Below are 23,618 nucleotides of genomic sequence, written 5' to 3'. Positions count from 1 at the left end.
CCGTCTGAAAACCAAATTTCAGACGGCCTTGCTGGTGTGGTAAGGATCAATAGGCAACAGGATCTTGAGATGCAGGCTGGTGTTGCGCCGCGTCATAGTTTTCCTGAGCCGAGCGGACGGCTTTTTCCAAACCCTTGATCCGTTCGAGATAGCGGGCATAGTTGCGTTCATTGCCATAACGCACTTTTTTGCCTTCTTCCAAGTTTTTCTTGGCGGTATCCAAAGCACGCTTGGCTGCGCCGACGTCAGCCGGATTGACCGGGGCGACAGCTTCTTCCGCTTGCTCGGTTTTGCTTGGGGAAATCGGCGTTGCCGGTGTTGAAACAGGCGCAGAAGTATAGACGGACGGTTTGCCGATATTGCTGGCTTTGCAGTTTTTGCCGCCGGCTTGGGTATAGACTTTGCGGCCGGCAGAATCGGTACATTCAAAAATAGGCGCGGCGGAAATTGCAGTTGTCAAAGTGAGTAGTAATGTACTGATCCAAATTTTGTTCATTTTTATTTTTCCTTAAAACCATTTCCACCAAACAAGCAAAGCCGCAATCATGATGATGTTGGCGAAGAGGATGGGCTTCCACTGTCTGGGCGCACGTCGTAATTCAGCGCCAGATCGTGTGCGGCGGATATAGAAAAACGGGCTGAGCAGCATGGAAGCGGCGCATACCAAAATAATCACGGCGTAATAGATTTTGTGCGTTTCCATATTGTTTCTCCGTTTCAGACGGCCTGAAATGCTGCCTACAACGCATTTTTGCGTGAAGCGCTGTCTGTTTTTATCTTGCATAGGCATTGGGCACACTTGCTATGGCCTCAATCCTGAGGTCTTTGCAAAAATATGCTACAATCGCGTCCGATTATAACATTCTATTTATAAAGGTTTTACGAATAATGATTTCTACCAACGGCATCACCATGCAGTTCGGCGCAAAGCCGCTGTTTGAAAACGTATCCGTCAAATTTGGCGAAGGCAACCGTTACGGCTTGATCGGCGCCAACGGCTCAGGCAAGTCCACCTTCATGAAAATCCTCGGCGGCGATTTGGAACAGACTGCCGGCGAAGTAGCGATTGAAAACGGCGTGCGTTTGGGTAAATTGCGCCAAGACCAGTTTGCCTACGAAGACATGCGCGTGCTGGACGTAGTGATGATGGGCCATACCGAAATGTGGGCGGCGATGACCGAGCGTGATGCGATTTACGCCAACCCCGAAGCTACCGAAGACGACTACATGAAAGCCGCCGAACTGGAAGCTAAGTTTGCCGAATACGACGGCTACACTGCCGAAGCACGCGCTGCCGAATTGTTGAGCGGCGTGGGCATTTCCGAAGATTTGCACAATGCGACCATGGCAGAAGTCGCCCCGGGCTTCAAGCTGCGCGTATTGCTGGCGCAAGCCCTGTTCTCCAAGCCAGATGTATTGCTTTTGGACGAACCGACCAATAACTTGGACATTAATACCATCCGCTGGTTGGAAGGCGTGTTGAACCAGTACGACTCCACCATGATTATCATCTCGCACGACCGTCACTTTTTGAACGAAGTCTGCACCCATATGGCGGATTTGGACTACAACACCATCGCCATCTATCCGGGCAACTACGACGACTATATGCTTGCTTCCGCCCAATCGCGTGAGCGCGCCCTGAAAGACAACGCCAAAGCCAAAGAGAAACTGCAAGAGCTGCAAGAGTTCGTTGCACGCTTCTCTGCGAACAAATCCAAAGCCCGTCAGGCAACCAGCCGTCTGAAGCAGGCAGACAAAATCAAATCGGAAATGGTCGAAGTCAAACCTTCTACCCGTCAAAACCCGTATATTCGTTTTGAAGCCGACGAAAAAGCCAAATTGCACCGTCAGGCTGTGGAAGTTGAAAAACTGGCCAAACGCTTTGAAACCCAGTTGTTTAAAAACCTGAACTTCATCCTTGAAGCAGGCCAACGCCTTGCCATCATCGGCCCGAACGGCGCGGGTAAATCTACCTTGCTGAAACTCTTGGCAGGTGCGTACAACCCCGAATATTCAGGCGGCCTGCTGCCGGACGAAGGCACCATCAAATGGGCGGAAAAAGCCAGTGTCGGCTACTATCCGCAAGACCATGAAAACGACTTCGACGTCGATATGGACCTGAGCGAATGGATGCGCCAATGGGGTCAGGAAGGCGATGACGAGCAAGTCATCCGCGGCACTTTGGGCCGCTTGCTCTTTGGCAGCAACGATGTTGTGAAAAAAGTGAAGGTTCTCTCCGGTGGCGAAAAAGGCCGTATGCTTTACGGCAAACTGTTGCTGTTGAAACCCAATGTCTTAGTCATGGATGAACCGACCAACCACATGGACATGGAAAGCATCGAATCCTTGAACATGGCACTAGAAAAATACAACGGCACGCTGATTTTTGTATCGCATGACCGTCAGTTTGTATCTTCATTGGCTACCCAAATCATCGAATTGGATGGCAAAGGCGGATATGAACACTACTTGGGCGATTACGAAAGCTATCTGGAGAAAAAAGGTTTGGCTTAAATCTTTATCAACAATCTAATAAGGCATTGAGATGCCGTCTGAAAATTTCTATATTTTCAGACGGCATTTTCTTTTCAAAATTAAACAATAGTATATTGAACTTTTATGCCAAAATTATGACTAATAAAAGCATTTTACAAAAGAATAATTCAATATTACGACATTTTTGAAGGAATATATTAAATGGTAAACATTAAAACAGCAGTACCCAATGCCTCTCAATATGGTGCCAAACTTGGCTATACGACTTATGAGGCAGAACAAAGTGAACTGAAAAACGGCGTTGTTAAAAATGCCTCTTCTTCAGAGGCAGAACGCGCAACTGCCCGTGAAGCAAGCGGTCAGGCATATGTTGATTTGCCTACTAATGCATCTGTGTCATTTATTGCACAAGCAGATGCCAATGCCGTAACCATCCGTTATACCGTTCCTGACGGTGAAAGCGGTAAAGTAGAAGTCAAAGTCAATAATACAGTGATCGGTACTTTGGATTTGTCTTCCAAATCTAACTGGCAATATTTGGATAACTATACATATCATCCGAATGATGATATTAAAGTTCATGATACGCCTGCGGCAGATAGGCTTGCCCGCTTCCAATTTGACGAAGTCAGCCAATTATTTAAAGAGGCCAATATCAAGGTAGGGGATAAGGTTACAATCACTAATATCGACAGCACGCCCGTAGGCATTGACTTGGTTGATTTGGAAAAGGCACCGGACGCCATTAGACAGCCTGAAAACAGTGTCAGCATTACTGATTTCGGCGCAGTCGCCAATGACGGCTCGGATGATTACCAAGCATTCATAGCTGCGATTGAATCTGCAAAAGCGTCTAAAAAATCTGTTTACATTCCTGAAGGTCAATTTGATTTTTCACGACCGATTTCCCTTTATGTTCCTGATGGTATTAAGATTACCGGTGCAGGGCAATGGCACACTAAGTTACATTTTTTGAATACTGAAGCTGCTAAATACGATGATAAGGGTTATGCGAGCGGTGGCGGTGGTATTACTTTTGAACCCGGTAGTAAAGATATAGATTTGGGCAATCTCTCTATGGATTCAAATCTAAATTCAAGACATGATGAGAAAGCCAATTATAAAGGGATATCCGGCACTTTAGGTACTGGCTCTTCTATTCACGATATCAAAATTGAACATTTTGAAGCTGGCGTATGGATTGGGGATTATTCTAAAAACAAACCTTTAAATTACACTGATGGTTTGACTATCTCCAATGCCACTATTCGCAACAACTTTGCAGACGGCGTTAACTTTGCACAAGGTACCAGCAATTCCACTGTTATCAATTCCAATATCCGTGGCAATGGTGATGATGGCTTAGCAACATGGTCAAGTCATCATGAGAATACCAATGCCCATGTTGCTGAAAATAACCACTTTTTAAACAATACCGTTGAATTAGGCTGGCGTGCGGCAGGTATTGGTATCTTTGGCGGCAAAGGTCATGAAGTAGCCAATAACCTTATTAAAGATAATGCCAATTGGGGTGGCGTACGCTTAAACACTGTATTCAAAAACAGCCATAATTTTGATTTCAATGATACGGGTATTTCCGTTCACGATAACTTACTGGTAAACAACGGGACTAATGTCGACACATATGGTCGTGTTAAAGGTTCTATCGATTTGGAAGAAGGCAGGGATTATGCTACTCCCGAAAAAGATATTTTGGGAGAACTCAACAATATCAAAATTGAAAATAACACTATTGTGAATAATCTTTCCGACCAAGAGATTACCAAAACCCGTAATCCTAAAGAAGGCAATATTCCGGAGCCTGTAAACGAGACTACATTAACCATCGAAAATAATCATAGCCTTTCGGTAGCAGAAAATACTTCTGCAAAAAATGATGATCACAGTCTTACCCAAGCTGCGAATCATTTAGGTGCTGATAATATCATCACAATTACAGACAGCAGCCATGCTCTTGTCAGCGGCGGCGATGGCAATGACCGTATCAGAGGCGGTTTGGACAATGATACGATTAACGGTGATTCAGGTAATGACATTATTTTTGGCTATGATGGAAACGATCGTCTCAATGGCGGTATGGGTAATGATTCTATACATGGAGGTAACGGCAACGATACTTTATGGGGTGAAAGTGGCAATGACCGTTTGAATGGCGGCGATGGCAACGATGTTTTATTTGGCGGACAAGGAACCGATTACTTGGTAGGCGGTAAGGGTGCCGATACTTATGTTTTCAGCCTTGGAGAAGGTAAGGATACGATTACCGATAATGTGGGCGAACATAATGCACTGCAATTTGGCCAAAATATCTCTGTTAATGACCTGCATATTGATGCCATCACTGATGTTCGAGGCAATATCGATTGGAAAATTACCGTTAAGGGATCAGAAGGGGACAGCATTACCATCAATGACCAATTCGTTTCCGGTAACACTAACAATGCCGTGATTGATACCTTCCGTTTCGATGAAGGCACATTGAGCCTGCAAGAGTTGATGGGTAGGTTGTCAGGTAATGACAATATCAGTAATTTGTCAGACGTCAATACGCATACTGACCGCATGAGCTACTCGTCTGTCGATACGGTTGATGTTCACGATGACACAGCATCTACCGCCAACGCTGGAATTATCTAATTAGCTGTCTTTTAGGCTGAATAAAGGCCGTCTGAAATCTGGCAAACAGGTTTCAGACGGCCTTTTTGTGGCTTATTTTGTTATGGTTGATTGTTTAACTGAATAAACCTTTAAACCACAACACAATCGCGTCCCACATACGGCGCAACCAGCTGCCTTCTTCCACGCCGGTTAGGGCGACGACGTCTTTTTCGGCAATGATTTTGCCGTCTTTCATGACTTTCAGTTTGCCCAATACTTGACCTTTTTCAATCGGGGCGAGGACGGGCTGAAGCGTTTCTAAGATTGGTTTGACGTTTTTGCCGGTATCGTGGGGAATGGTAATGTAAACATCGTCCAAGAAACCGATGTCTACGGCTTTGGTGCTGCCTTTGTAAACTTTGACTTGGGAAATCACTTCTCCGCCGTTGTAAAGTTTAGGCGTATCAAATGCCTGCAATGACCAGTTGAGCAGTTTGCTGCTTTCGCTTGCGCGCGCTTCGGTGGATTCGGCACCGGCAAGGATGGAAACAATACGGCGGTTGTTACGTTTGCTGGAAGCAGCAAGATGATAGCCTGCGCCTTCAGAATAGCCGGTTTTCAAACCGTCGATACTGCTGTCGCGATAGAGCAGAAGATTGCGGTTGGGCTGCTCGATATTATTGTATTTGAAAGATTTATTTGCAAACAAAGGATAGTATTTCGGATAGTCGTTGATCAGCGCGGCTGCCAAAATGGCCAAGTCGCCAACGGTTGAAACATGGCCGTTAGAAGAAATGCCGGTCGGGTTGTTGAAGTGGGTGTGCTTCATGCCCAAGCGTTTGGCTTCTTCATTCATTTGTTTGACGAATTCATCGATAGAGCCGTTACCGATGGCTTCTGCAAGGGTGATGGCGGCATCGTTGGCCGATTGGATGGTTGTCCCCTTAATTAAGGAGCTGACGCTGACAGGCACTTTTGGGTCGAGGAACATACGCGAACCTTCGACTTTCCATGCGGCATTGGAAACGGTCAGCATTTGGCTTGCTTCAAGTGTACCGTTTTCTAATGCTTTAAAGGCAAGGTAGGCAGTCATCATTTGCGTCAACGCGGCAGGTTCGATAGGCGCGTCGGCATTGTTGGATGCCAAGGTTTGCTTGCTGTGCAGGTCGGTAACGATGTAGGCGGTTGCCGCGATTTCCGGAGGCGTTGTCGGACTGTTGATGCTGTGCAACAATGGCTGCGGCTGTGCCTCGCCTTGTACGGCAGGTGCGGAGGCAACCGGGTCGGCGGCAAGGGCGTGGGTATTCAGGAGGGCAGCAAAAATTAAGCTAAGTAGCGTTTTTTTCATCATTGTTTGTAAATTTGAATATGGGTGGATACTGTTATCGAGTAAACAGTTTGGCATACTAAATAGATAGTAAGCGGACATTATACCGTTTCATTCAGGCTTTGCTAAGATTTTTCTTGCCTTCAGACGGCCTCAGGGGTATGGTTTTAACTTTTTCCTCAGGCCGATTCGGCCGAATGACAATTTATTTTCGAACACTGAATACCATGAACCATCCTCTTCCTCTTTCCGATTATCTGACCCGTATTTTGACCGCTTCCGTTTATGATGTAGCCGTAGAAACGCCTTTGGATTTGGCACGCAGTCTGTCAGGCCGTCTGAACAATCAGGTTTTGCTCAAACGTGAAGATTTGCAGCCGGTGTTTTCGTTCAAAATCCGCGGTGCGTACAACAAAATGGCGAAGCTGCCGAAAGAAGCTTTGGATTGCGGCGTGATTGCTGCCAGCGCGGGCAACCATGCGCAGGGTGTGGCTTTATCGGCGCAGTATTTGGGTTGCCGCGCCGTCATCGTGATGCCGGAAACAACGCCTAAAATCAAAATTGACGCGGTAAAGAGCCGTGGCGGCGAAGTGGTATTGAAAGGCGTGTCTTACAATGATGCCTATGATTATGCGATGGAGTTGGCCGAAAAGGAAAAGCTGACTTATATTGCGCCTTTTGATGATCCGGATGTGATTGCCGGCCAGGGAACCATCGGCATGGAAATCCTCCGTCAACACCGCAATATCAATGCGATTTTTGTTCCGATTGGTGGAGGCGGCTTGGCAGCAGGCGTAGCGGCGTTTATCAAACAAGTTTGTCCTGAAATTAAAGTGATTGGCGTGCAAACTGATGATTCTTGCTGTATGAAGCAATCGGTTGAGGCAGGGAAAATCGTACATTTGAAAGATGTCGGCCTGTTTTCAGACGGCACGGCGGTTAAAGTGGTGGGCGAGGAAACCTTCCGCCTGTGTAAAGAGCTGTTGGACGAAATTATTACGGTCAATACGGATATGTTGTGCGGCGCGATTAAAGATATTTTTGACGATACGCGTAGCATTACTGAGCCTGCGGGCGCATTGGCTCTTGCCGGCCTGAAGGCTTACGTTGCGAAAAACAATATCCAAGGTCAAAATTTGGTTGCCGTCACCAGTGGCGCCAATATGAACTTCCACCGCTTACGCCACGTTTCGGAGCGCAGTGAGCTGGGCGAGGGCAACGAAGGTATTTTCGCCGTTACCATTCCCGAAGAAAAGGGCAGCTTCCTGAAGTTTATCAATTTGCTGGGAAGCCGGAACATTACTGAGTTCAACTATCGCTACGGCAGCGATAAAAATGCGCATATTTTTGTCGGCTTGCAAACCGCCGGTGCGCAAGACTTGGCCGTCATCAGCAAACAACTGGCTGACGCAGGTTTGCCCAATGTCGATCTGACCAATGACGAAATCGCCAAAATCCATATCCGTTACATGGTCGGCGGACGTACGGAAAAAGTATCCAGCGAACGCTTGGTCAGCTTTGAATTTCCGGAGCGTCCCGGCGCATTGTCCCGCTTCTTGAACCATATGCGCGCCGAATGGAATATTACTTTGTTCCATTATCGCAATCATGGTGCGGACTACGGCCGTATTTTGGTCGGTATCGATGTACCTGAAAGCGACAATGAAGCCTTTGCCGACTTCTTGGAGAGCTTGGGTTATGTTTATAAAGTAGAAACCGATAATCCGGCTTATAAACTTTTCTTGGCTTAATCAGTAAGATAAAAGGCCGTCTGAAAAATTTCAGACGGCCTTGTGTTTTATGTTCGGCTTTATTTTTTACGGAACACCAAGTCCCAAACGCCATGACCCAATCGTTTGCCTCGGGCTTCAAATTTGGTTTCAGGACGATAATCGGGCGTAGGGGCGTAATCGGCAGCCGTGTTTTGCAAAGCGTCGAAACTGCTCAAAACCTCCAGCATTTGCACGGCGTATTCTTCCCAGTCGGTCGCCATATGGACATAGCCGCCGCTTTTGAGTTTGGGCAGCAGCTTTTCAACAAACGGCACTTGTACCAAGCGGCGTTTATTGTGACGTTTTTTGTGCCAAGGGTCAGGGAAGAAAATATGAATGCCGTCTAAAGAACCGTCTTCCAGCATCTTTTCCACTACTTCCACCGCATCATGACGCATTACGCGGATATTGGAAATGTGTTCTTCCTCAATCAGCTTCAAGATATTGCCGACGCCCGGGCCGTGAACATCAATTGCTAAAAAGTCGGTATCGGGCAGACGTTTGGCGATTTCCACTGTCGCGACGCCCATACCGAAACCGATTTCCAAAACTTTAGGATTATCCCGGCCGAATGCGCGGTTCAAATCCAAAGGAGCTTCTTGGAAGTCCACACCAAATTGCGGCCACATTGTATCGATGGCGCGCTGTTGGGCAGCGGTCATATGGCCTTGACGCAAGACGAAACTGCGGATGCTGCGTTTGTGTTCTTCAGGAACGGTATTTTCGGGTGTATTTTCTGGAATGTTTTCGGACATGTTGTTTTAAATCAGTGAGAAATCAAATAAAAAGGCCGTCTGAAAAAATCAGACAACCCTGCATATAAATCGGCGTGATTATAGCGAATAAACGCTTTTCCTGAAACCTTTTAAAAAGAAGGTTTCAGACGGCCTTTTTAAGACAATACCGGTTGCGGTACTTTGTGTTGCACCGCATAAACCGCAGCTTGGACGCGGCTGCTTAGATTCAGCTTGCGCAATAGGTTCTGCACATGCACTTTGACGGTTGACTCAGCCAAGTTTAAATGGCGGGCAATGATTTTATTGCTGTGTCCGGCGGCAAGGTAGCCCAAGATTTCCATTTCGCGCGGGGTCAGCTGCGCCAGCAGGTGGTCGGAGCGTGAAGGAGAAGGGGAAATCAGCGATTGCACCAAGCGGCTGGTCATTTCTGGAGAGAAGACATTGTCGCCATCGACGGCTTTGCGAATGCTTTCCAAGAGGAAGTCGGCGTTGATGTTTTTCAGCAAAAAGCCTTTTGCACCCATACGCATACATTCGGTCAAGTCGTCGCTGTCTTCGGAAACGGTCAGCATGATGACGGTCAGTTGTGGATTGATGCTCAAAATTTGAGCCAGTGCTTCGCGGCCGTTCATGACCGGCATATCCAAGTCCAACAAAACTACGTCAGGCTTAAGCTGTTCGACCATTTTTACGCCGGCCAGGCCGTCTGAAGCTTCGCCGACGACTTCAAAATCGGGCTGGCGGGAGAGCAGGGCTTTGATGCCGCTGCGAAATAGGGTGTGGTCGTCAATAAGGGTAATTTTAATCGTCATGATGCTGTTCTCATTTGTTGCGGCAAAGTCAGCATAACCGCCGTACCTTGCCCAATCTGCGATGTAATGGCCAATTCTGCGTTAATCCGTTGGGCCCGTTCCTGCATAATGCCCAAGCCGACATGTTCGCCTGAAGGCCGGTTTGATAGATGTTCTTTATTAAAGCCTGCGCCGTCGTCCCGAATCGTCATGACAAAATCGCCGTGGTTGGCAATTTCGACGCTGACATGTTGCGCACGCGCGTGTTTCCGGATATTGGACAGGCTTTCCTGCAAGATGAAGATGATTTGCAAGTGTTCATCATAATTTAATGCCTGTCCGTCGTCCTGCCATTTTAAATCAACCGGGATACCAGTTTGCCGTTCAAAACGCGCCAGCAGCGATTCTACCGCTTCGGGAAAATCTTTATTACTGATTTTGGTGCGGAAATTCATCAAAAGTTCGCGGACGTCTTCGTAGCATTCCTGCACGCCGTCTTTGATGAAGCCGATATTTTCTTCGGCCTGCTCGCGTTGGTCTGAAGCAAACGCGCTTTCCAGCATTTGTACCTGCAAATTCAAAAAGGTCAAAGCTTGCGCGATGCTGTCATGCAAACCTTGCGCAATCAAGTTACGCTCCTGTAAAACTGCAAGCAGGCGGCGCTCTTGTTCCATGCGGTTGCTGGCGATGGAAATGCCCAGCTGTCCGCTTAAGGTATGCAGCAGTTTTTCGTCTTGCTCATCAGGCATATGGCCGTCTGAAAAATATAGGGTCAGTACGCCGAGTTGTTCGTCTTGATAAACGATCGGAAATTCTACACGATTTCCTTCTTCGGTTTCACCGACGCTTGCCGCCAAATCAGAACGTTTCCGTTCCTCATCGGAAAGATATACCGTACCGCCCAAAGCGGAAAACGCCGGCAGAATCTGAGCCAAAAATTCTTCTGCGGCCTGTTGCGGCGTAAAGGTTTGGTGCAGGTTGCGCGTAGTCTGGTAGAGCAGGGTCAAGTCACGGTTTTGCCGGGCCAAGTCTTGGGTTTGTTGGGCAACCTGTCCTTCTAAATCCGTATAAAGCGTTTTCAGACGGCGGCTCATTTGGTTGAAGCCCTTGCTGACTTGGGAGAATTCACGAATTTGGTCTGTATCGATTTGTACCCCGAAACGACCTTCGCTGATGGTTTCTACCCCGTCGCGCAATTTTTCCAGCGGCCGGATGATCCACGAATAATGCCAAACAATCATCAAGCCGGCGGCCACTAAAATCATCAGCATCATCGCCATTTGAAAACGGCGCAGCCACAAAGTATTTTGCTCGTTGGCGTTTTCCATCGCTTGTAAAAACAGCTCGATATTGCCGGCAAAACGGTATAGGCCGATTTGGGTCGGCCGTTCGTAATGTTGCAAAGAAGGCTTGATGTTGGATTCCCAATCAATCAACAGCATCGATTGGATCAAATCGTAAGCCAGCGGCATTTGTGACGGAATCAGCGGATGAATGGCATCGCTTTGCGTTACATTGGCCAGCGTACGTTCAAATTCTTTGATTTGGTTGTCAATTTGCGCATTGGGCGTACGGACGCTTGCCATATAAGCCAAACGATACACCTGCATTTTCAAGCTGCCCGCATCTTCAATCGTTTTAGCCGCGCTTTCTAAACGCCAAGAAAGCAGCAGGGTAAAGGCAATCGATAAAAAAGCCGAGCCGACCCATAACACAGTCAGTAGTTTTAAACGCGAGGACAGGCTCAGGCCGTCTGAAGATCCGGAGAATAAACGCATAAAGCACGCAGGAAGACTAATCCGATAATCTTATAAAAATATCATTCTTTCGGCCTATAAACAACCTGTCTAAAATAATTGTATGGTTATGATAAGAAAAAACAGGGGTTTAATGTAAAATCATGTTATGATAAAATTCATCTTAAGTGAATTAAATCACAAAATCAGGTTTCAGACGGCCTGAAGCCTTAAAACTTATTCCATAAATACAACATCTCGAATAACACTTACACACTCTGCTTTGCAAAGGACTACCAAAATGAAAATTTTTGCACTGATATTGGCCGGCGGGCAGGGAAGCCGGATGGGAGGTGTCGATAAAGGGTTGGTGCAGTGGCACAACAAAGCCTTGATAGATCATGTTATCGAAAAAATCCGCCCGCAAGTCAGCCATATCGCCATCAGTGCCAACCGCAATCTCGAATCCTACGCTCAACGTAGCGCACACGTTTTCTCCGATGCGCGCCAATGGCAACATTACGGCCCTTTGGCCGCCTTGTGTACCGCCGCCAACGATTTGCAAATTGCTACTGCAGACTGGCTGCTTATCGTCTCCTGCGATATGCCCCGCCTGCCTGAAAACTTGGTTTCCCAGTTTGAGACCATCGCCAAACGCACGCCGTTGTGCAATGCATTTTACGTTGAAACCCCGTCCAGACCGCATTACAGCGTGATGTTTATCCGTCCGCAAATCCTGCAAAGTACCGTGCCATACCTTTATTCAGGAATGCGTAGCATACGCGGCTGGTTGCAGCAGCAACGCGCACGGGTCGTTCCTTTCCCTCATGAGCAGGATTTTATCAGCTACAACACGGAAAACGATTTGGCTCAGCCTTTGTAGTTGGGTAGGTGAGGGGGCTAATGTTCAGGTAGAGATATGCTAACTTGATGATTATTTAGTATCTTTCAATAGGTAATAACTATCTTGTAATTAGTTCCCTTAGAAATTCATCAATCCGTATATTTAAATAAAATATACGTTCTTCGTTAAAATAAACTTTGGCTTTTTCCCTATCGACTGTTGCTTTTAGTTCATTTAGTCTGCCTAAGTCCAAATTTTCGCTGGTATATTTTCTTGCCAACAGTGCACGTAGCAAATCTCCATCCAGCCCTAAACCTTTAATTACTTTTAGCACCTTATCATTGGCATCTTTTTGTTTGTACGTGGTGATGTAATCACTTAATGCTAAATTTGGATCAAGCTTGATATCGCCGGATTGCACATCATGTAAAAACAACTCAGCAAATTTTTGATCCTCCTTAGAAAGCGTAGCAAAAGAGTGGTGTAGCTCCTCAAGTGCAGCAGCTTCTTCTATGCCGCCGATGGTTTTAAGCCATTTTTCAAAGCGGGCATTCATATAATTTTGATCAATTTTATCGGTTTCGATTTCGTTGATGTGCGAACGCAAATCAAACGGCACATCATCGCTACCGCCACCATTGCCTGAACTTTCTTTAAACAAATCTTTATAACGAGCCAGCAGTTTATCGTAGGTTTCTTGATCGAAATTGAGTGTGGCAGTGATCACGCTGTCGTCTTCCTGTACCACATCATAGCTTGATTTTTCCCAAGAAAAGCCCAAGAGCCGGGCAGCTTGTAAGTGCTCATTGAGCTGATTGAATAGTTTGACAAACTTTGCGCATGAGGTTGTATCATCAGGGTTTTTTGAAAAATCCTCTAATCCTGCCCATTTGAAAATATCGGCAATATCGGCAAAGCAGACATTCATTTTGTCGATAACCTTATCTAAATTATCGACAAACAGCCCCATAGGACGGTCGCCCGAATAAAGTTTGACGGCTCGCTCAATATTGCGTTGCATCGTATGCGGCTTGCGGTAATAGCGGATTAAACCAAAAGGCTTATCGGTTTTGTCGCATAAGCGGTTAGTACGGGAAAACGCCTGAATTAAGTTGGCGTAATCCAAAATTTTGTCTAAATAGAGCGTATTGAGCCATTTGCTGTCGAAGCCCGTCAGCATCTGATCGACCACAATCAACAAATCCAGCTGCTCGTCGGGCTTGATTCTCTTATATGCATTGATATGCGACAACCTATCCGACAAATCTGTTTTAAATCGGGAATAAGTGGCGTAGTCGAAATTTGTGTGGAACTGGGCGTTGTAATCTTCCAAAATTTCGGCAATCCATATTTCCTTGTCGTTGCCTTGCCCATCGTTGAGAATATTCGGATCGAAAAGGGCGGTCAGTTTCGGCAAGGAATTTTTAGCTTCCTCAGAATTTCCGACTTCCTCAGCAATTCTGATTTTCTCAGCAATTCTGGCTTTAATTAGGCGGTAATAATTGACCGCTTCGGGAATAGAGCTGGTGGCAAAAATGGCATGATATTTTTTGCCTTGGCTGAGGCGTCGCCAATTATCCAGCATGTCGTCGATCACTGCATTCACATGTTCCGGCGTTTGATATTGCACATTGGGTATATAATCTTCAATGCCTTTTTGATATTTGCCGTCTGAAGTATATTCTCCCGCCATCGGCACATCGTTCATAAATTGATTGTAGATTTTTTTCTTTTGGTCATCGGCAAATACTTCGCTTTCATCTGTTGCTTTAGCTTCTTGCAAAGCGACAGATCTGCGTAAATCGCTGTCTTTAAAGGTACGGATATGGAAGGGGTGAAAGCCCAGCACATTTTCATCACGAATGCCGTCTGCAATCGAATAGCGGTGTAATTCATTGCCGAAAACCGTGGCAGTGGTTGAATTTTTCTTAGCGTTTTCTTCTTCAATCGGCGTGCCGGTAAAGCCAAAGAAAAGCGCATTGGGGAAGGTGTGCTTAATGGTGAGCAACATATCGCCAAAAGTAGTGCGGTGGGCTTCATCAATAATAAACACTAGCCGCTTGCCACTGATTTGCTCGATGTCAGCCTCATTTACCCCTTCTTCCGCCTTGATATTACTCATTTTTTGAATGGAGGTAACGATTAAGCGGTCGCGGTCTTGTTTGCTTTTCAGCTTGGCGAGCAAAATGGCGGTGTTTTCCGTTGCCTGCACATCATCCTTGCTGTCGGCAAAATTCTGATATTCCTCCAGCGATTGCTTGCCCAACTCAATACGGTCGAGCAAGAAAATTACCTTATCCGCATCTTTGCGGCGGCTGATTAACTGCGCTGATTTAAAACTCGACATCGTTTTGCCTGAGCCTGTGGTATGCCAAATATAGCCGCCACGCTGATTGCCCGAAGTCCAATCGGTTTTTGCCACTGTGTCGGCAATTTTGTTGACCGCATAATACTGATAGCTGCGTAATACTTTCAGCTGCTCGTCTTTAGCATCGGCAATGGTGTAATCGCCGATAAATTGGTGCGCCATCGGAATCGAGAGGAAATGCGTTGCCACCTTGTCCCATTCGTTCATATACACATTATTGAAATCCGCCCAACGGAAGTAAAACGCAGGATTTAATTGACCGCTTGTATTGGCAAAATAGCGGCATTCTTCCGGCGTCATCGCCACAAACACCTGCACCAGGCTAAAAATGCCCGAAAACGCGCCTGCCTTATGGTATCGCTCAATTTGATTTGTTGCTTGGCTGACGGGCACACCAGAGCATTTCAGCTCAATATGAAACATCGGCATACCGTTGATTAACAACATCAAATCGCCTCGCTGCTTAGGGTATAAATCCGAACGAGGAGTAAATTGAGGCTGCTGGGCAATTTGATAGCGGCTTTTGCCGGCAGAAATTTCCTCACGGTCGAAAATATCCAACGACACTTCCTTGCCGAAATGACGGCTTTCCTCATTTTCACGCTTGATGGCCACCGTTTTGCCATTGATAAAGCCGTTTAGCGCATAAGGCGTTTTTAATGCCTGCACCTGCTCCAAAATCTGGTTCATTTCCGAGCGAATCAACGGCACATCGAGCTTGTCGATATGTTGGTTGGTTTTATTCAAATGCTCCTGCCAGTTGGCAATCAACTTTTCTTCGGTAGGATAGCGCAACACTTCCTTTTCCCAGCTTTTGGTGCCAAGCAAGGCAATCAGTGCGTTTTCAAAATCAGCTTCTTTATTAAACATTCTTTTTCTCCGTAAGGGCGCTACTACAATTTTTCAGACGGCCTCAATCATGGGCAGGAACACCGCCCTATACCAACATCGCCGCCAACAGCCCTTTTTTGAGTTGGTTTAATTTTTCGACTTCTGCCGACTGTAAGGCAATGGTTTCGTCCAGTTGGCGGAAGAAAGTACCGATGGCGGTTTGTTCTTCCGGATTTTTAGGAATTAGAATTTCTTGTTCATTTAAATCGCCAATACTTAAGTTTCCAATTGCTCCATTCCCACCTGCTACGAAAATGCGAATGAAATCTAAGTACCAAGCAGAACTCATTGAGGCATTTAAAAAATAAGGATTTTCTGTTTTTGCTAAAAGCATAAAACCACCATGAACGGCTGGTCTAGATGTTTTAATAATTGCGTGTTTACCAACTAAACGAGAAGAACCATTTGCTGCCGTAATTAAAATATCTCCATTCTGAACTAAGGGAATGTTTACCGCACGTTTGCATACAAAAACATCATCATTTTTTTCAATATAATTTTCTTCATCAATATTAGAGGAACGCAAAACACGAATACCATTTGGGGAAATATCTAATGGTGAATATGTTAAACCTCTACGTAGTTCAGCTATATCACTGAATTTCCTACATTCCCACTCACCCTCAAACCCTTTAAAGCGGATTTTCGGTATTTTTTCACCGTTTGCGGGGAACATTTTTGCCAGCATTGCCTTTTTAAGCTGACGGCTTTTTTCCAATACCGCACGGCTCTCGGCGATTTGGCTGTCTAAGCGACGGAAAAACAAACTGAGGTGGGTTTGTTCGGGAAGAGACGGTAAAGTGATTTCCCGGCTTTTCCAGTCTTCAACATTGAAAACCATTTTTTCAATATCTACACCGTAAGAGCTTAATAAAAACTTGCGGTACATACTTGGCGTTCGAGAAACAAGTGTAAGAAATTCTGTTCTTACATCGTTATTACTAACAACAACCAAATATTCATTCGATACAATGGCATTATCTAACTCAGAAGGAACAATGCCATTGGCACCATGAATAATCTGACGCTTGGAAATTAAATAATCGTTCGTTTTTAATTGGCTATAATTTTTAACTAAAATATCTTTCCCCAATAAATATCCACGAGAAACGACACCTTCGTTGCGGCGTTTTACGGTAACAAGCTGGTATTTTTCGCTATCTTCTAAATAAATAGAACGACGTACTTCACTCAATATCTCGCCGATTTTTTTCTCTTCCCACGCCCCCGCAAAACCCTGAAACCGCAAACGTGGCTCTTGTTGCTTATTCATTTTTCCCCCTTAGCCTTTCAAAATCTCCTGCCATGCGGCAATGCCCTGCAAATCAAACTCGCTGCCGGTGAGTTCGTCCATCATTTGCGCCAGTGCGGCGGCGCTTTCCTGTTTACGCTCGCTGATGTGCTGATAGGTGTCGGCATATTTGTCGCAAAGTGCGGTCAGTTTTTGGCTGAATTGCGCCAGCATGTTTTCAGGCAGCCTGCACATCGCCTCATTAAGCGGAACAAACCATTTTTGGCGGAGCAAATCGAGGGCCTCGGCATCATCCAGGGCTTCAATGGTGGCTTTGGTTTTGCTGTGGAGGTTCGCTGAGTCGGTTTTAATCTGGGCTTTTATTTCTTTTTCTTCCTCCAATAATGCTTGAACTGTTAATAGTTTGTTCTCTAAGCTATCTTCGTCAAATTCATAACCGCTACGCAAAGATTTTAAATATGCATTCACTTTCGCTTTTGCATAAGTGCCATCTTTTGAAGCTTCAATATTTTCCCAATTTACAACCGTATTTTCTTGAATAAACACTAATTTTTCAGCTTTTTTAGCCTTGTTTGACAATAATTCTAGGTAATTTTCCAATGCGATTGTTTCTTCTGTTGTAACGCTTGCATAAATTACTTTGAAATAAGCAGCAATTTCTTTAGCAATAAATGCATCATTATCGTCATTGACATAAGGTCCACTTTTTTCTTCTTCGCTCAAATCATCTAAAATACTCTGTAGTTCGGCGGTGATTTCCTCTAAGCGATTTTCTTTGGCTTTCAGGTTTGTCAATTCCTGCGGTAATTTGACGGCTTGCACCAATTCAAATGGCAGAATATGCCCTACCCAGCCGTCTTGTACTTCGGCTTCTTTTTTGGTTTTGCTGTCTTTTTTCAACACCATAAATGGATCAACCTGCTTAATTGCTTGTTTGCCTTCGGTTTGAATCATCTCCAAATCGGCGGCAATGCCTGCCACATCGGCGCGCCATAGGTCATCGAGTTTTTGATAGGCGGTATAAAAATCCAATAAGGGCATTGCCTGCACTTTTTCCCGAATGAGTTCGGCGAGTTGCTGCTGGGTTTGGGAGATGTTGAGCGTTTCCATCGGCTCAATCAGCAGGGTTCCCAAGCTGGCAGTGAAATCGGCAAAGTTTTCTGCAAATTGCGCTTGGTAATGCAGCACGCTGGCGTGGCTTTGCATGGCGGCTTTGAGATTGTCGGTTTTCGGCTGCACATAAGGTGTGCCGTTATCGGTAAACAAGGCCGTCTGTAAACCGTCAAAGGCTGCCCAATAGTCTGCAAATTGTGCCAGCTCGGCTTTGGGAATGCCGCCGTGTATGGTGGCGAAGATATCCCATTGCTCCGCCGGCTCCGCAGAATCGACGTAGCGCGGAATATTGAGGTTGTAGCCGTTTGCCACAATTTCGGCTTTCGGCACAATGCGGGAGAATTTAGGTAATTCCCGACGATGGGTCACGCAATCGACAATGCGCTTGATGTCGCTTGCTTGCAAATGGTTGTTTTTTCCTACTTTGATGAAATGCTTGGAGGCGTCAATCATCAATACGTCGTTACGTTCGCGCTCTTGGCGTAAAACGATAATGATGGTGGGAATGCCAGTGCCGAAAAAGATATTGGCAGGCAGACCGATAATGGCATCAATATGATTGTATTCAATCAGATTTTTTCGGATTTTCTCTTCTTCTCCGCCCCTAAAAAGCACGCCATGCGGCAAGACGATGGTCATGATGCCGTCGGGCTTTAAATGGAAGAGGTCGTGCAATAGAAAGGCAAAATCGGCTTTTGCCTGCGGGGCGACGCCAAAACGTTTGTAGCGGATGTCGCCTTCTTTGTCTTTGGGATTCCACGGCTGGGAATAGGGTGGATTGGACACTACGGCATCCAGATACAGCGGTTCGCCTTCCAGCGGCCAGTCGTCTTCTAATGTATCGGCATTGCGGGTGAAAATATTGCTCGGCAAAATGCCGCGCATGACCAAATTCATGCGCGTGAGGTTGTAAGTGTTTTCTTTTAATTCTTGGGCGTAATATTTGATGCTGTCGGCGCTTTTGAGATGTTTGGCAACGCTATGGCCGATGTTGATCAGCAATGAACCTGAGCCGCTGGTCGGGTCGTAAATGCTGATTTCTTCACGATCTTTGAGATGGTCGGCAATGATTTCAGACATCAGCAAAGATACTTCGTGCGGCGTATAAAATTCGCCCGCTTTTTTGCCTGCGTTGGCAGCAAACATACTAATCAGGTATTCATAAATAAAGCCCAATACGTCATAGCCCTGTTTACCGTCCATCGGAATATCGGCAATCAGTACAAAAAGGTCTTTCACTGCATTGGTTTGGTTGGTGGCGCCATCGCCCAATTTGCTCAAACCGGATTCTAAGGTCTTGAAAATACCGTCAAAAACAGTGGTGTAATTGTCGGCAATATTGCGACTGAAAGCGCTCATTGCCGTACGAACGTGGGCAATATTGAAATCCGAGCCTTGGGCTAACCAAGTTGAGAATAGGTGTTCGTAGCTGATGAAATAACCGAGGTTTCTTTTGATATGGTTGACAAGCACCCCGTTAGATTCGGTAAGCTCATCGGCAAAATTTGATTTTTCTAAGCCTTGTTCAAGGGCAAATTTCTCCAGTTTGTCGGACAAAAATTTGTAGAAAATAAAGCCTAAGATGTAGTCTTTGTATTCGTTCGCTTCAATTTTGGAACGCATTTTATTCGCAGATTGCCAAATTTTGGCTGCAAGTTGTTGTTTATTCATTTTTTCTCTTATTGGTTTTTGATTTTATACATATTGCGGTATTTATGATTGCTAGGTGCAGACTTAGCTATGATAAACCATCAACACGGTGTTTACATAATTTACATCGTAGAGGAAGTATAATTCATCGATGCAAGGAAAAATGGTAGGAAAGCTCACATTACACAAAGGCCGTCTGAAACTCAACTTTCAGACGGTATCTTGTATCCATATAAGAGCCGCTATCTCTATTGGCGAGGATGAGATTGAGCTTGTCATCTTTGAATATATCAGACGGTCTTAAAACTCAATTAAATAATGTCCGGATTTAGCACCAAATCATATTCGCCAAACTTTGGAAATAGAATTACCTTATCTTTTTGAGGATATAATTCTGTTTTTTCATATCGCTCATTATTAATAAAATCTTCTTTCAAGATATAGCAGTCATCCGTATTTTCATTGAAGAAATAAGTATATCCTTCTGCTAAGTCATGAGATTCCAAAGTTATATAATCTCTCCATACAGCCATAGAAAGAAAATAATATTGCGAATTAGAATATTTTTGAAATTGATGGGTTAAATAATCCCTTCCAAATTTATCGAAAAAATTTACTGAAAAAAACCTACTTCCTCTCGTAAAGTAATTACATATTCAGGTTGTTTCACCGAACCTATTACGGTAGTATATAACTTCCCTTTAATATGTTTTTCCTCAGCTTGTTTCTCAGAAAAAGGCTTATGAAGTTCCTTATAACCATAAGACCACTGCTCACAATAAAAAATATCTTTCTTCATTTGTAAATCCTTCCTATTGTATCCCTAATGCTAACATTTTCTTCTAATGATTAAGATAGAACAAGCGTTTGGATTTTGAAGACGATTTATAAAAACTCTTTGAAATCTCTCTACTCTTTGAAAAAGGAAAAAGGCCGTCTGAAAAGTACAGGCTGCTTTTTGGGTTTTCAGACGACCTCAAAAGTAGCCTGCACTCAGGTATCTTGGATTGACTAACACGAGCTATCTGCCAAATACTTTCCGCCAGGCATTTGGATTGATTTTAAATTTGGCTTTGAACTGCAAACGTAGGTTTGCCGCGCTGCCGAAGCCGCTTTGTTCGGCGATGCGTTCTATCGGCAAATCCGTATTTTCCAATAAATCCTGAACCTGCCATAGCCGCTCTGTTGTGAGCCACTCACCGAAATTCATACCTGTGGCTTGAGAAAAATGGCGGATAAAGGTTCGGCGGGAAACAGCTAATTTTTTTGCCAAATCGTCCAAGCGGTATGGGGTGGCAAGGTTTTGGCGCAGTTCGTCCAATAGGTGATTGATTTTGTCATTGGCTGTACGACGTTCGACAGGTCGGTGGATAAACTGTGCCTGCCCGCCTTCGCGGTGTGGTGCCGCAACCAAGGTACGGGCAAGGTCGTTGGCAACGGTTGCACCGTGGATTTTACGGATGAGGTAAAGGCAACAATCCAGCCCGCCAGCCGCACCTGCCGATGTTAAAAAGTTGCCGTCTTCCGCATATAGGCGGTTGGTATCTAGATGAATTTTAGGGAAACGGCGGACAAAGTCATCTTCGGCAAGCCAGTGGGTGGCGGCGGTTCTGCCGTCTAAAAGTCCTGTGTAGGCAAGGGCGTAAGTGCCGTAACATAGGGCGGTGATATGTGCACCACGTTGTACTGCTTTCTGTAAATGTGCGCTCAACTCGGGTGTCGGGGCTTCTTCAATATTGCGCCAGCCTGCGATGACGATGATGTCGGCTTCTTCCGTCAAATCTAATCCGCCGTGTACGGGAATGCTTGCGCCCAGTGCCGTGATGACGTCTTTGCTGTCATCGGAACAGATTTTCAGGTCAAAGAGCGGATTGTCCCGATAGGTCGTCTGAAAAACAGAAAAGGGAATGTTGAAGACAAAATCGTTCATGCCCGATTGAGCATATAGCACGATTTTGGGGACAGCTTGATTTTGGCGAAACTCGTTACGCTCGTTTTCAGACGACATTTTGGCACTATCCTTACGTTTATTGGCAATATTGCCTATTTTAGCCGATGCACCTGCTGCTTAAAATACGCTCCATGATTTTTTAAGGAGCAACATCATGAAATTCAAGCAATTTATTCTTGCCACTGTTTTGGGCGCGACAGCCTTTTCCGCTTGGGCAGACGATTCATACCAACATATCCGTAACGCTACTGCCAAAGTCGAATACGCAGGGCAGACGTTTTTGATTGACCCGTTTTTCGCACCCAAGCACTCCATGAACGGCTTTGCCGGCACGTTCAACAGCCAAGCCAAAATGCCGCTGGTCGGGCTGCCGATGAGCGTGAATAAAATTTTGGACGGTGTGGATGCAGTTATCGTTACCCATACTCACGAAGACCATTGGGACGAAGCCGCCGCACGTTCCATTCCGAAGAAACTGCCCATATATGTGCAGCACCAAGCCGACGCGGCAAAAATCCGCAGCCAAGGCTTTACTGATGTACGCGTGTTGAACGGCAGCTCTGTCTTCAACGGCGTAACCATCAGCAAAACCGGCGGCGTACATGGTACAGAAGCCATGTATGCCAACCCGCAGCTAGCCGAAATCTTAGGCGATGCAATGGGTGTGGTATTCCAAAGCAGCGGACACAAAACCGCTTATGTTATGGGTGATACTGTGTGGACGGCAGATGTAAACAAAGCATTGAACCGCTACAAACCCGATTATCTGATTATGAACACGGGCTACGCGCTGATTTCAGGCATTTCAGACGGCATTATTATGGGGACGGCTGATGTATTAAAAGCCAGCCAAGTCATGCCTAAAGCCAAAATCATCACCGTACACATGGATACCGTGAATCATACCGCCGTCAGCCGCGCCGATATGCGTAAATTTATACGCGGTCAAGGCATTGAAAGCCGTGTGAACGTTCCGGAAGACGGAGAAATCCTGAAACTGGATTGATAAACGACACATTACCCTAAGCAGCCTGCACCTTGTTTTTCAAAGTGCAGGCTGCTTTATTTTTTCGCTGCTTTTGTTAAACCGTCCAACCATGCTTGATGGCCGTTTACCATTGGATTTGGCACAGTTTCTGCCAAGCCTTTGGCGAGTTTGCCGATTTGGCTTTCTTCGGTTAATACACGCTCGCGGTTGTTAGGCAGGCTTTCTAAAATCCAAGCGCCGAAAATTAAAGTGGTGGTGCTGGCGATTAACGAAAGCATCGTACAAAATCAGCTTGAACAGCAGTAAATTGACTTTGCGGTGGTTACACTAGACTTCCAAGCACCGGATATTCATGCAAAAAATCTGTATGATGAACGCTATATTTGTGCCGTTCGCCACGATCACCCAATAGCCCAACAAACAGAACTTACCCTTGAGCAATTTTGCCAGTTAGAACAAGCCTTGATTTCCTATCATGGCGGTAACTTCAGCGGTGTTATTGACCAAGCCCTGAAAGCGATGGGGCTACAAAGAAATGTCAGTCTATCGGTACAAAACTTTATTGTTTTGCCTGAATTACTAGAACAAAGCGATTTATTGGTAGTCCTGACTGAACGTTTAATTAGCAACTTGCCCAATCTCAAACGCTTTGAGCCCCCCCTTGAAATTCAAGGTTTTACCAAAACATTGATTTGGCACGAACGGACACATAAAGATCCTGCGTATCGCTGGGTTAGAGAGCTGATTGAAAAGGCTTATTTGGTTGAAGGAAGATAATGAATGCTAATGATAGGTATGATAAATTTCCCTTTATGGTCTGTAAAAGCGTGCAAGCCAATGTACTTTTAAAAGATGCAGTAAAAAGGCATAATTGAAGCTCTCATTTTTCAGAATTATTTGTTGTAGGAGCAAAAGATGAATATTTTATTACTAGACGGTGGTAAAAATTTCGGACATTCGCATGGTGAGTTAAACCACACGCTTCATAAAAAAGCGAAAGAAGTTTTGACCGTACTTGGACACAATATACAAGAAACCGTGATTGATGCCGGCTATGATGTTGAAGCAGAAATCGAAAAA

General features: G+C 45.4%; 17 protein-coding genes and 2 pseudogenes. 7 read left to right on the top strand and 12 right to left on the bottom strand.

Annotated features, from left to right (window positions below; translation table 11 throughout):
- Positions 1-46: 46 nt before the first annotated feature.
- Positions 47-496, bottom strand: coding sequence for a DUF4124 domain-containing protein (locus tag HMPREF2696_RS02370; protein WP_049336110.1), 450 nt, complete (start codon positions 494-496; stop codon positions 47-49).
- A gap of 12 nt (positions 497-508) precedes the next feature.
- Complete coding sequence (locus tag HMPREF2696_RS02365) at positions 509-703, bottom strand: hypothetical protein (protein ID WP_049336152.1); 195 nt, start codon at positions 701-703, stop codon at positions 509-511.
- A gap of 185 nt (positions 704-888) precedes the next feature.
- Between HMPREF2696_RS02365 and HMPREF2696_RS02360 the strand changes: the two genes are divergently transcribed.
- Positions 889-2,517 (top strand): ABC-F family ATPase, encoded by a 1,629-nt coding sequence (locus tag HMPREF2696_RS02360; RefSeq protein WP_070587666.1) that lies wholly within the window; start codon positions 889-891, stop codon positions 2,515-2,517.
- 183 nt (positions 2,518-2,700) lie between these two features.
- On the top strand, positions 2,701-5,157 hold the full coding sequence (locus HMPREF2696_RS02355) for a calcium-binding protein (protein ID WP_070587664.1): 2,457 nt from the start codon (positions 2,701-2,703) through the stop codon (positions 5,155-5,157).
- A 94-nt stretch (positions 5,158-5,251) separates the two neighbouring features.
- On the opposite strand, the gene HMPREF2696_RS02350 is transcribed toward HMPREF2696_RS02355, so the two are convergent.
- Positions 5,252-6,469, bottom strand: a complete 1,218-nt coding sequence (locus tag HMPREF2696_RS02350) for a D-alanyl-D-alanine carboxypeptidase family protein (protein ID WP_004520574.1) — start codon at positions 6,467-6,469, stop codon at positions 5,252-5,254.
- A 203-nt stretch (positions 6,470-6,672) separates the two neighbouring features.
- Here HMPREF2696_RS02350 and ilvA point away from each other — a divergent pair, with 203 nt between their 5' ends.
- Complete coding sequence (gene ilvA, locus HMPREF2696_RS02345; RefSeq protein WP_070587661.1) at positions 6,673-8,196, top strand: threonine ammonia-lyase, biosynthetic; 1,524 nt, start codon at positions 6,673-6,675, stop codon at positions 8,194-8,196.
- Positions 8,197-8,255: 59 nt separating this feature from the next.
- Here the strand turns inward: ilvA and trmB are convergent, their stop codons facing one another.
- The 3 genes from trmB to HMPREF2696_RS02330 form a co-directional block, all read right to left on the bottom strand.
- Complete coding sequence (trmB, locus tag HMPREF2696_RS02340; protein ID WP_039862398.1) at positions 8,256-8,972, bottom strand: tRNA (guanosine(46)-N7)-methyltransferase TrmB; 717 nt, start codon at positions 8,970-8,972, stop codon at positions 8,256-8,258.
- Between the two features lie 137 nt (positions 8,973-9,109).
- Positions 9,110-9,766 (bottom strand): response regulator, encoded by a 657-nt coding sequence (locus tag HMPREF2696_RS02335; RefSeq protein WP_004520571.1) that lies wholly within the window; start codon positions 9,764-9,766, stop codon positions 9,110-9,112.
- Positions 9,763-11,523, bottom strand: coding sequence for a histidine kinase (locus tag HMPREF2696_RS02330; protein ID WP_004520570.1), 1,761 nt, complete (start codon positions 11,521-11,523; stop codon positions 9,763-9,765). The genes HMPREF2696_RS02335 and HMPREF2696_RS02330 overlap by 4 nt, the downstream gene beginning before the upstream one ends.
- A gap of 259 nt (positions 11,524-11,782) precedes the next feature.
- Between HMPREF2696_RS02330 and mobA the strand changes: the two genes are divergently transcribed.
- Positions 11,783-12,364 (top strand): molybdenum cofactor guanylyltransferase MobA, encoded by a 582-nt coding sequence (mobA, locus tag HMPREF2696_RS02325; RefSeq protein ID WP_036490834.1) that lies wholly within the window; start codon positions 11,783-11,785, stop codon positions 12,362-12,364.
- 79 nt (positions 12,365-12,443) lie between these two features.
- On the opposite strand, the gene HMPREF2696_RS02320 is transcribed toward mobA, so the two are convergent.
- The 5 genes and pseudogenes from HMPREF2696_RS02320 to HMPREF2696_RS02295 all read right to left on the bottom strand — a co-directional run bounded on the left by HMPREF2696_RS02320 (position 12,444) and on the right by HMPREF2696_RS02295 (position 21,607).
- On the bottom strand, positions 12,444-15,563 hold the full coding sequence (locus HMPREF2696_RS02320; protein WP_070587658.1) for a type I restriction endonuclease subunit R: 3,120 nt from the start codon (positions 15,561-15,563) through the stop codon (positions 12,444-12,446).
- A gap of 67 nt (positions 15,564-15,630) precedes the next feature.
- Entirely contained in the window at positions 15,631-16,857 is a 1,227-nt protein-coding gene (locus HMPREF2696_RS02315) for a restriction endonuclease subunit S (protein ID WP_070587655.1), read from the bottom strand.
- Positions 16,858-16,866: 9 nt separating this feature from the next.
- Complete coding sequence (locus HMPREF2696_RS02310) at positions 16,867-19,620, bottom strand: type I restriction-modification system subunit M (protein ID WP_070587652.1); 2,754 nt, start codon at positions 19,618-19,620, stop codon at positions 16,867-16,869.
- A gap of 290 nt (positions 19,621-19,910) precedes the next feature.
- A pseudogene (locus HMPREF2696_RS11740) lies at positions 19,911-20,398 on the bottom strand (hypothetical protein).
- A gap of 222 nt (positions 20,399-20,620) precedes the next feature.
- Complete coding sequence (locus tag HMPREF2696_RS02295; protein WP_070587646.1) at positions 20,621-21,607, bottom strand: GlxA family transcriptional regulator; 987 nt, start codon at positions 21,605-21,607, stop codon at positions 20,621-20,623.
- Between the two features lie 97 nt (positions 21,608-21,704).
- On the opposite strand from HMPREF2696_RS02295, the gene HMPREF2696_RS02290 reads away from it, so the two are divergent.
- Positions 21,705-22,556 carry an MBL fold metallo-hydrolase gene (locus HMPREF2696_RS02290; RefSeq protein WP_070587643.1) on the top strand — a complete coding sequence of 284 codons (852 nt, stop codon included), beginning with the start codon at positions 21,705-21,707 and terminating at the stop codon, positions 22,554-22,556.
- Positions 22,557-22,612: 56 nt separating this feature from the next.
- Here HMPREF2696_RS02290 and HMPREF2696_RS02285 read toward each other — a convergent pair whose 3' ends face one another.
- Positions 22,613-22,816 carry an SRPBCC family protein gene (locus HMPREF2696_RS02285; RefSeq protein WP_070587640.1) on the bottom strand — a complete coding sequence of 68 codons (204 nt, stop codon included), beginning with the start codon at positions 22,814-22,816 and terminating at the stop codon, positions 22,613-22,615.
- A gap of 40 nt (positions 22,817-22,856) precedes the next feature.
- On the opposite strand from HMPREF2696_RS02285, the gene HMPREF2696_RS02280 reads away from it, so the two are divergent.
- Both HMPREF2696_RS02280 and HMPREF2696_RS02275 read left to right on the top strand, forming a co-directional pair.
- Positions 22,857-23,315 (top strand): LysR substrate-binding domain-containing protein, encoded by a 459-nt coding sequence (locus HMPREF2696_RS02280; RefSeq protein WP_004520558.1) that lies wholly within the window; start codon positions 22,857-22,859, stop codon positions 23,313-23,315.
- A gap of 138 nt (positions 23,316-23,453) precedes the next feature.
- Positions 23,454-23,618 (top strand): annotated as a pseudogene (locus HMPREF2696_RS02275) (NADPH quinone reductase MdaB); the annotation flags it as partial.

The sequence above is a fragment of the Neisseria sp. HMSC058F07 genome (assembly GCF_001810035.1).
GTDB classification, from domain to species: Bacteria; Pseudomonadota; Gammaproteobacteria; order Burkholderiales; family Neisseriaceae; genus Neisseria; species Neisseria perflava.
The sequence above is the reverse complement of the archived record's forward strand: the minus strand, read 5'-3'. Positions and strand labels throughout refer to the sequence as shown.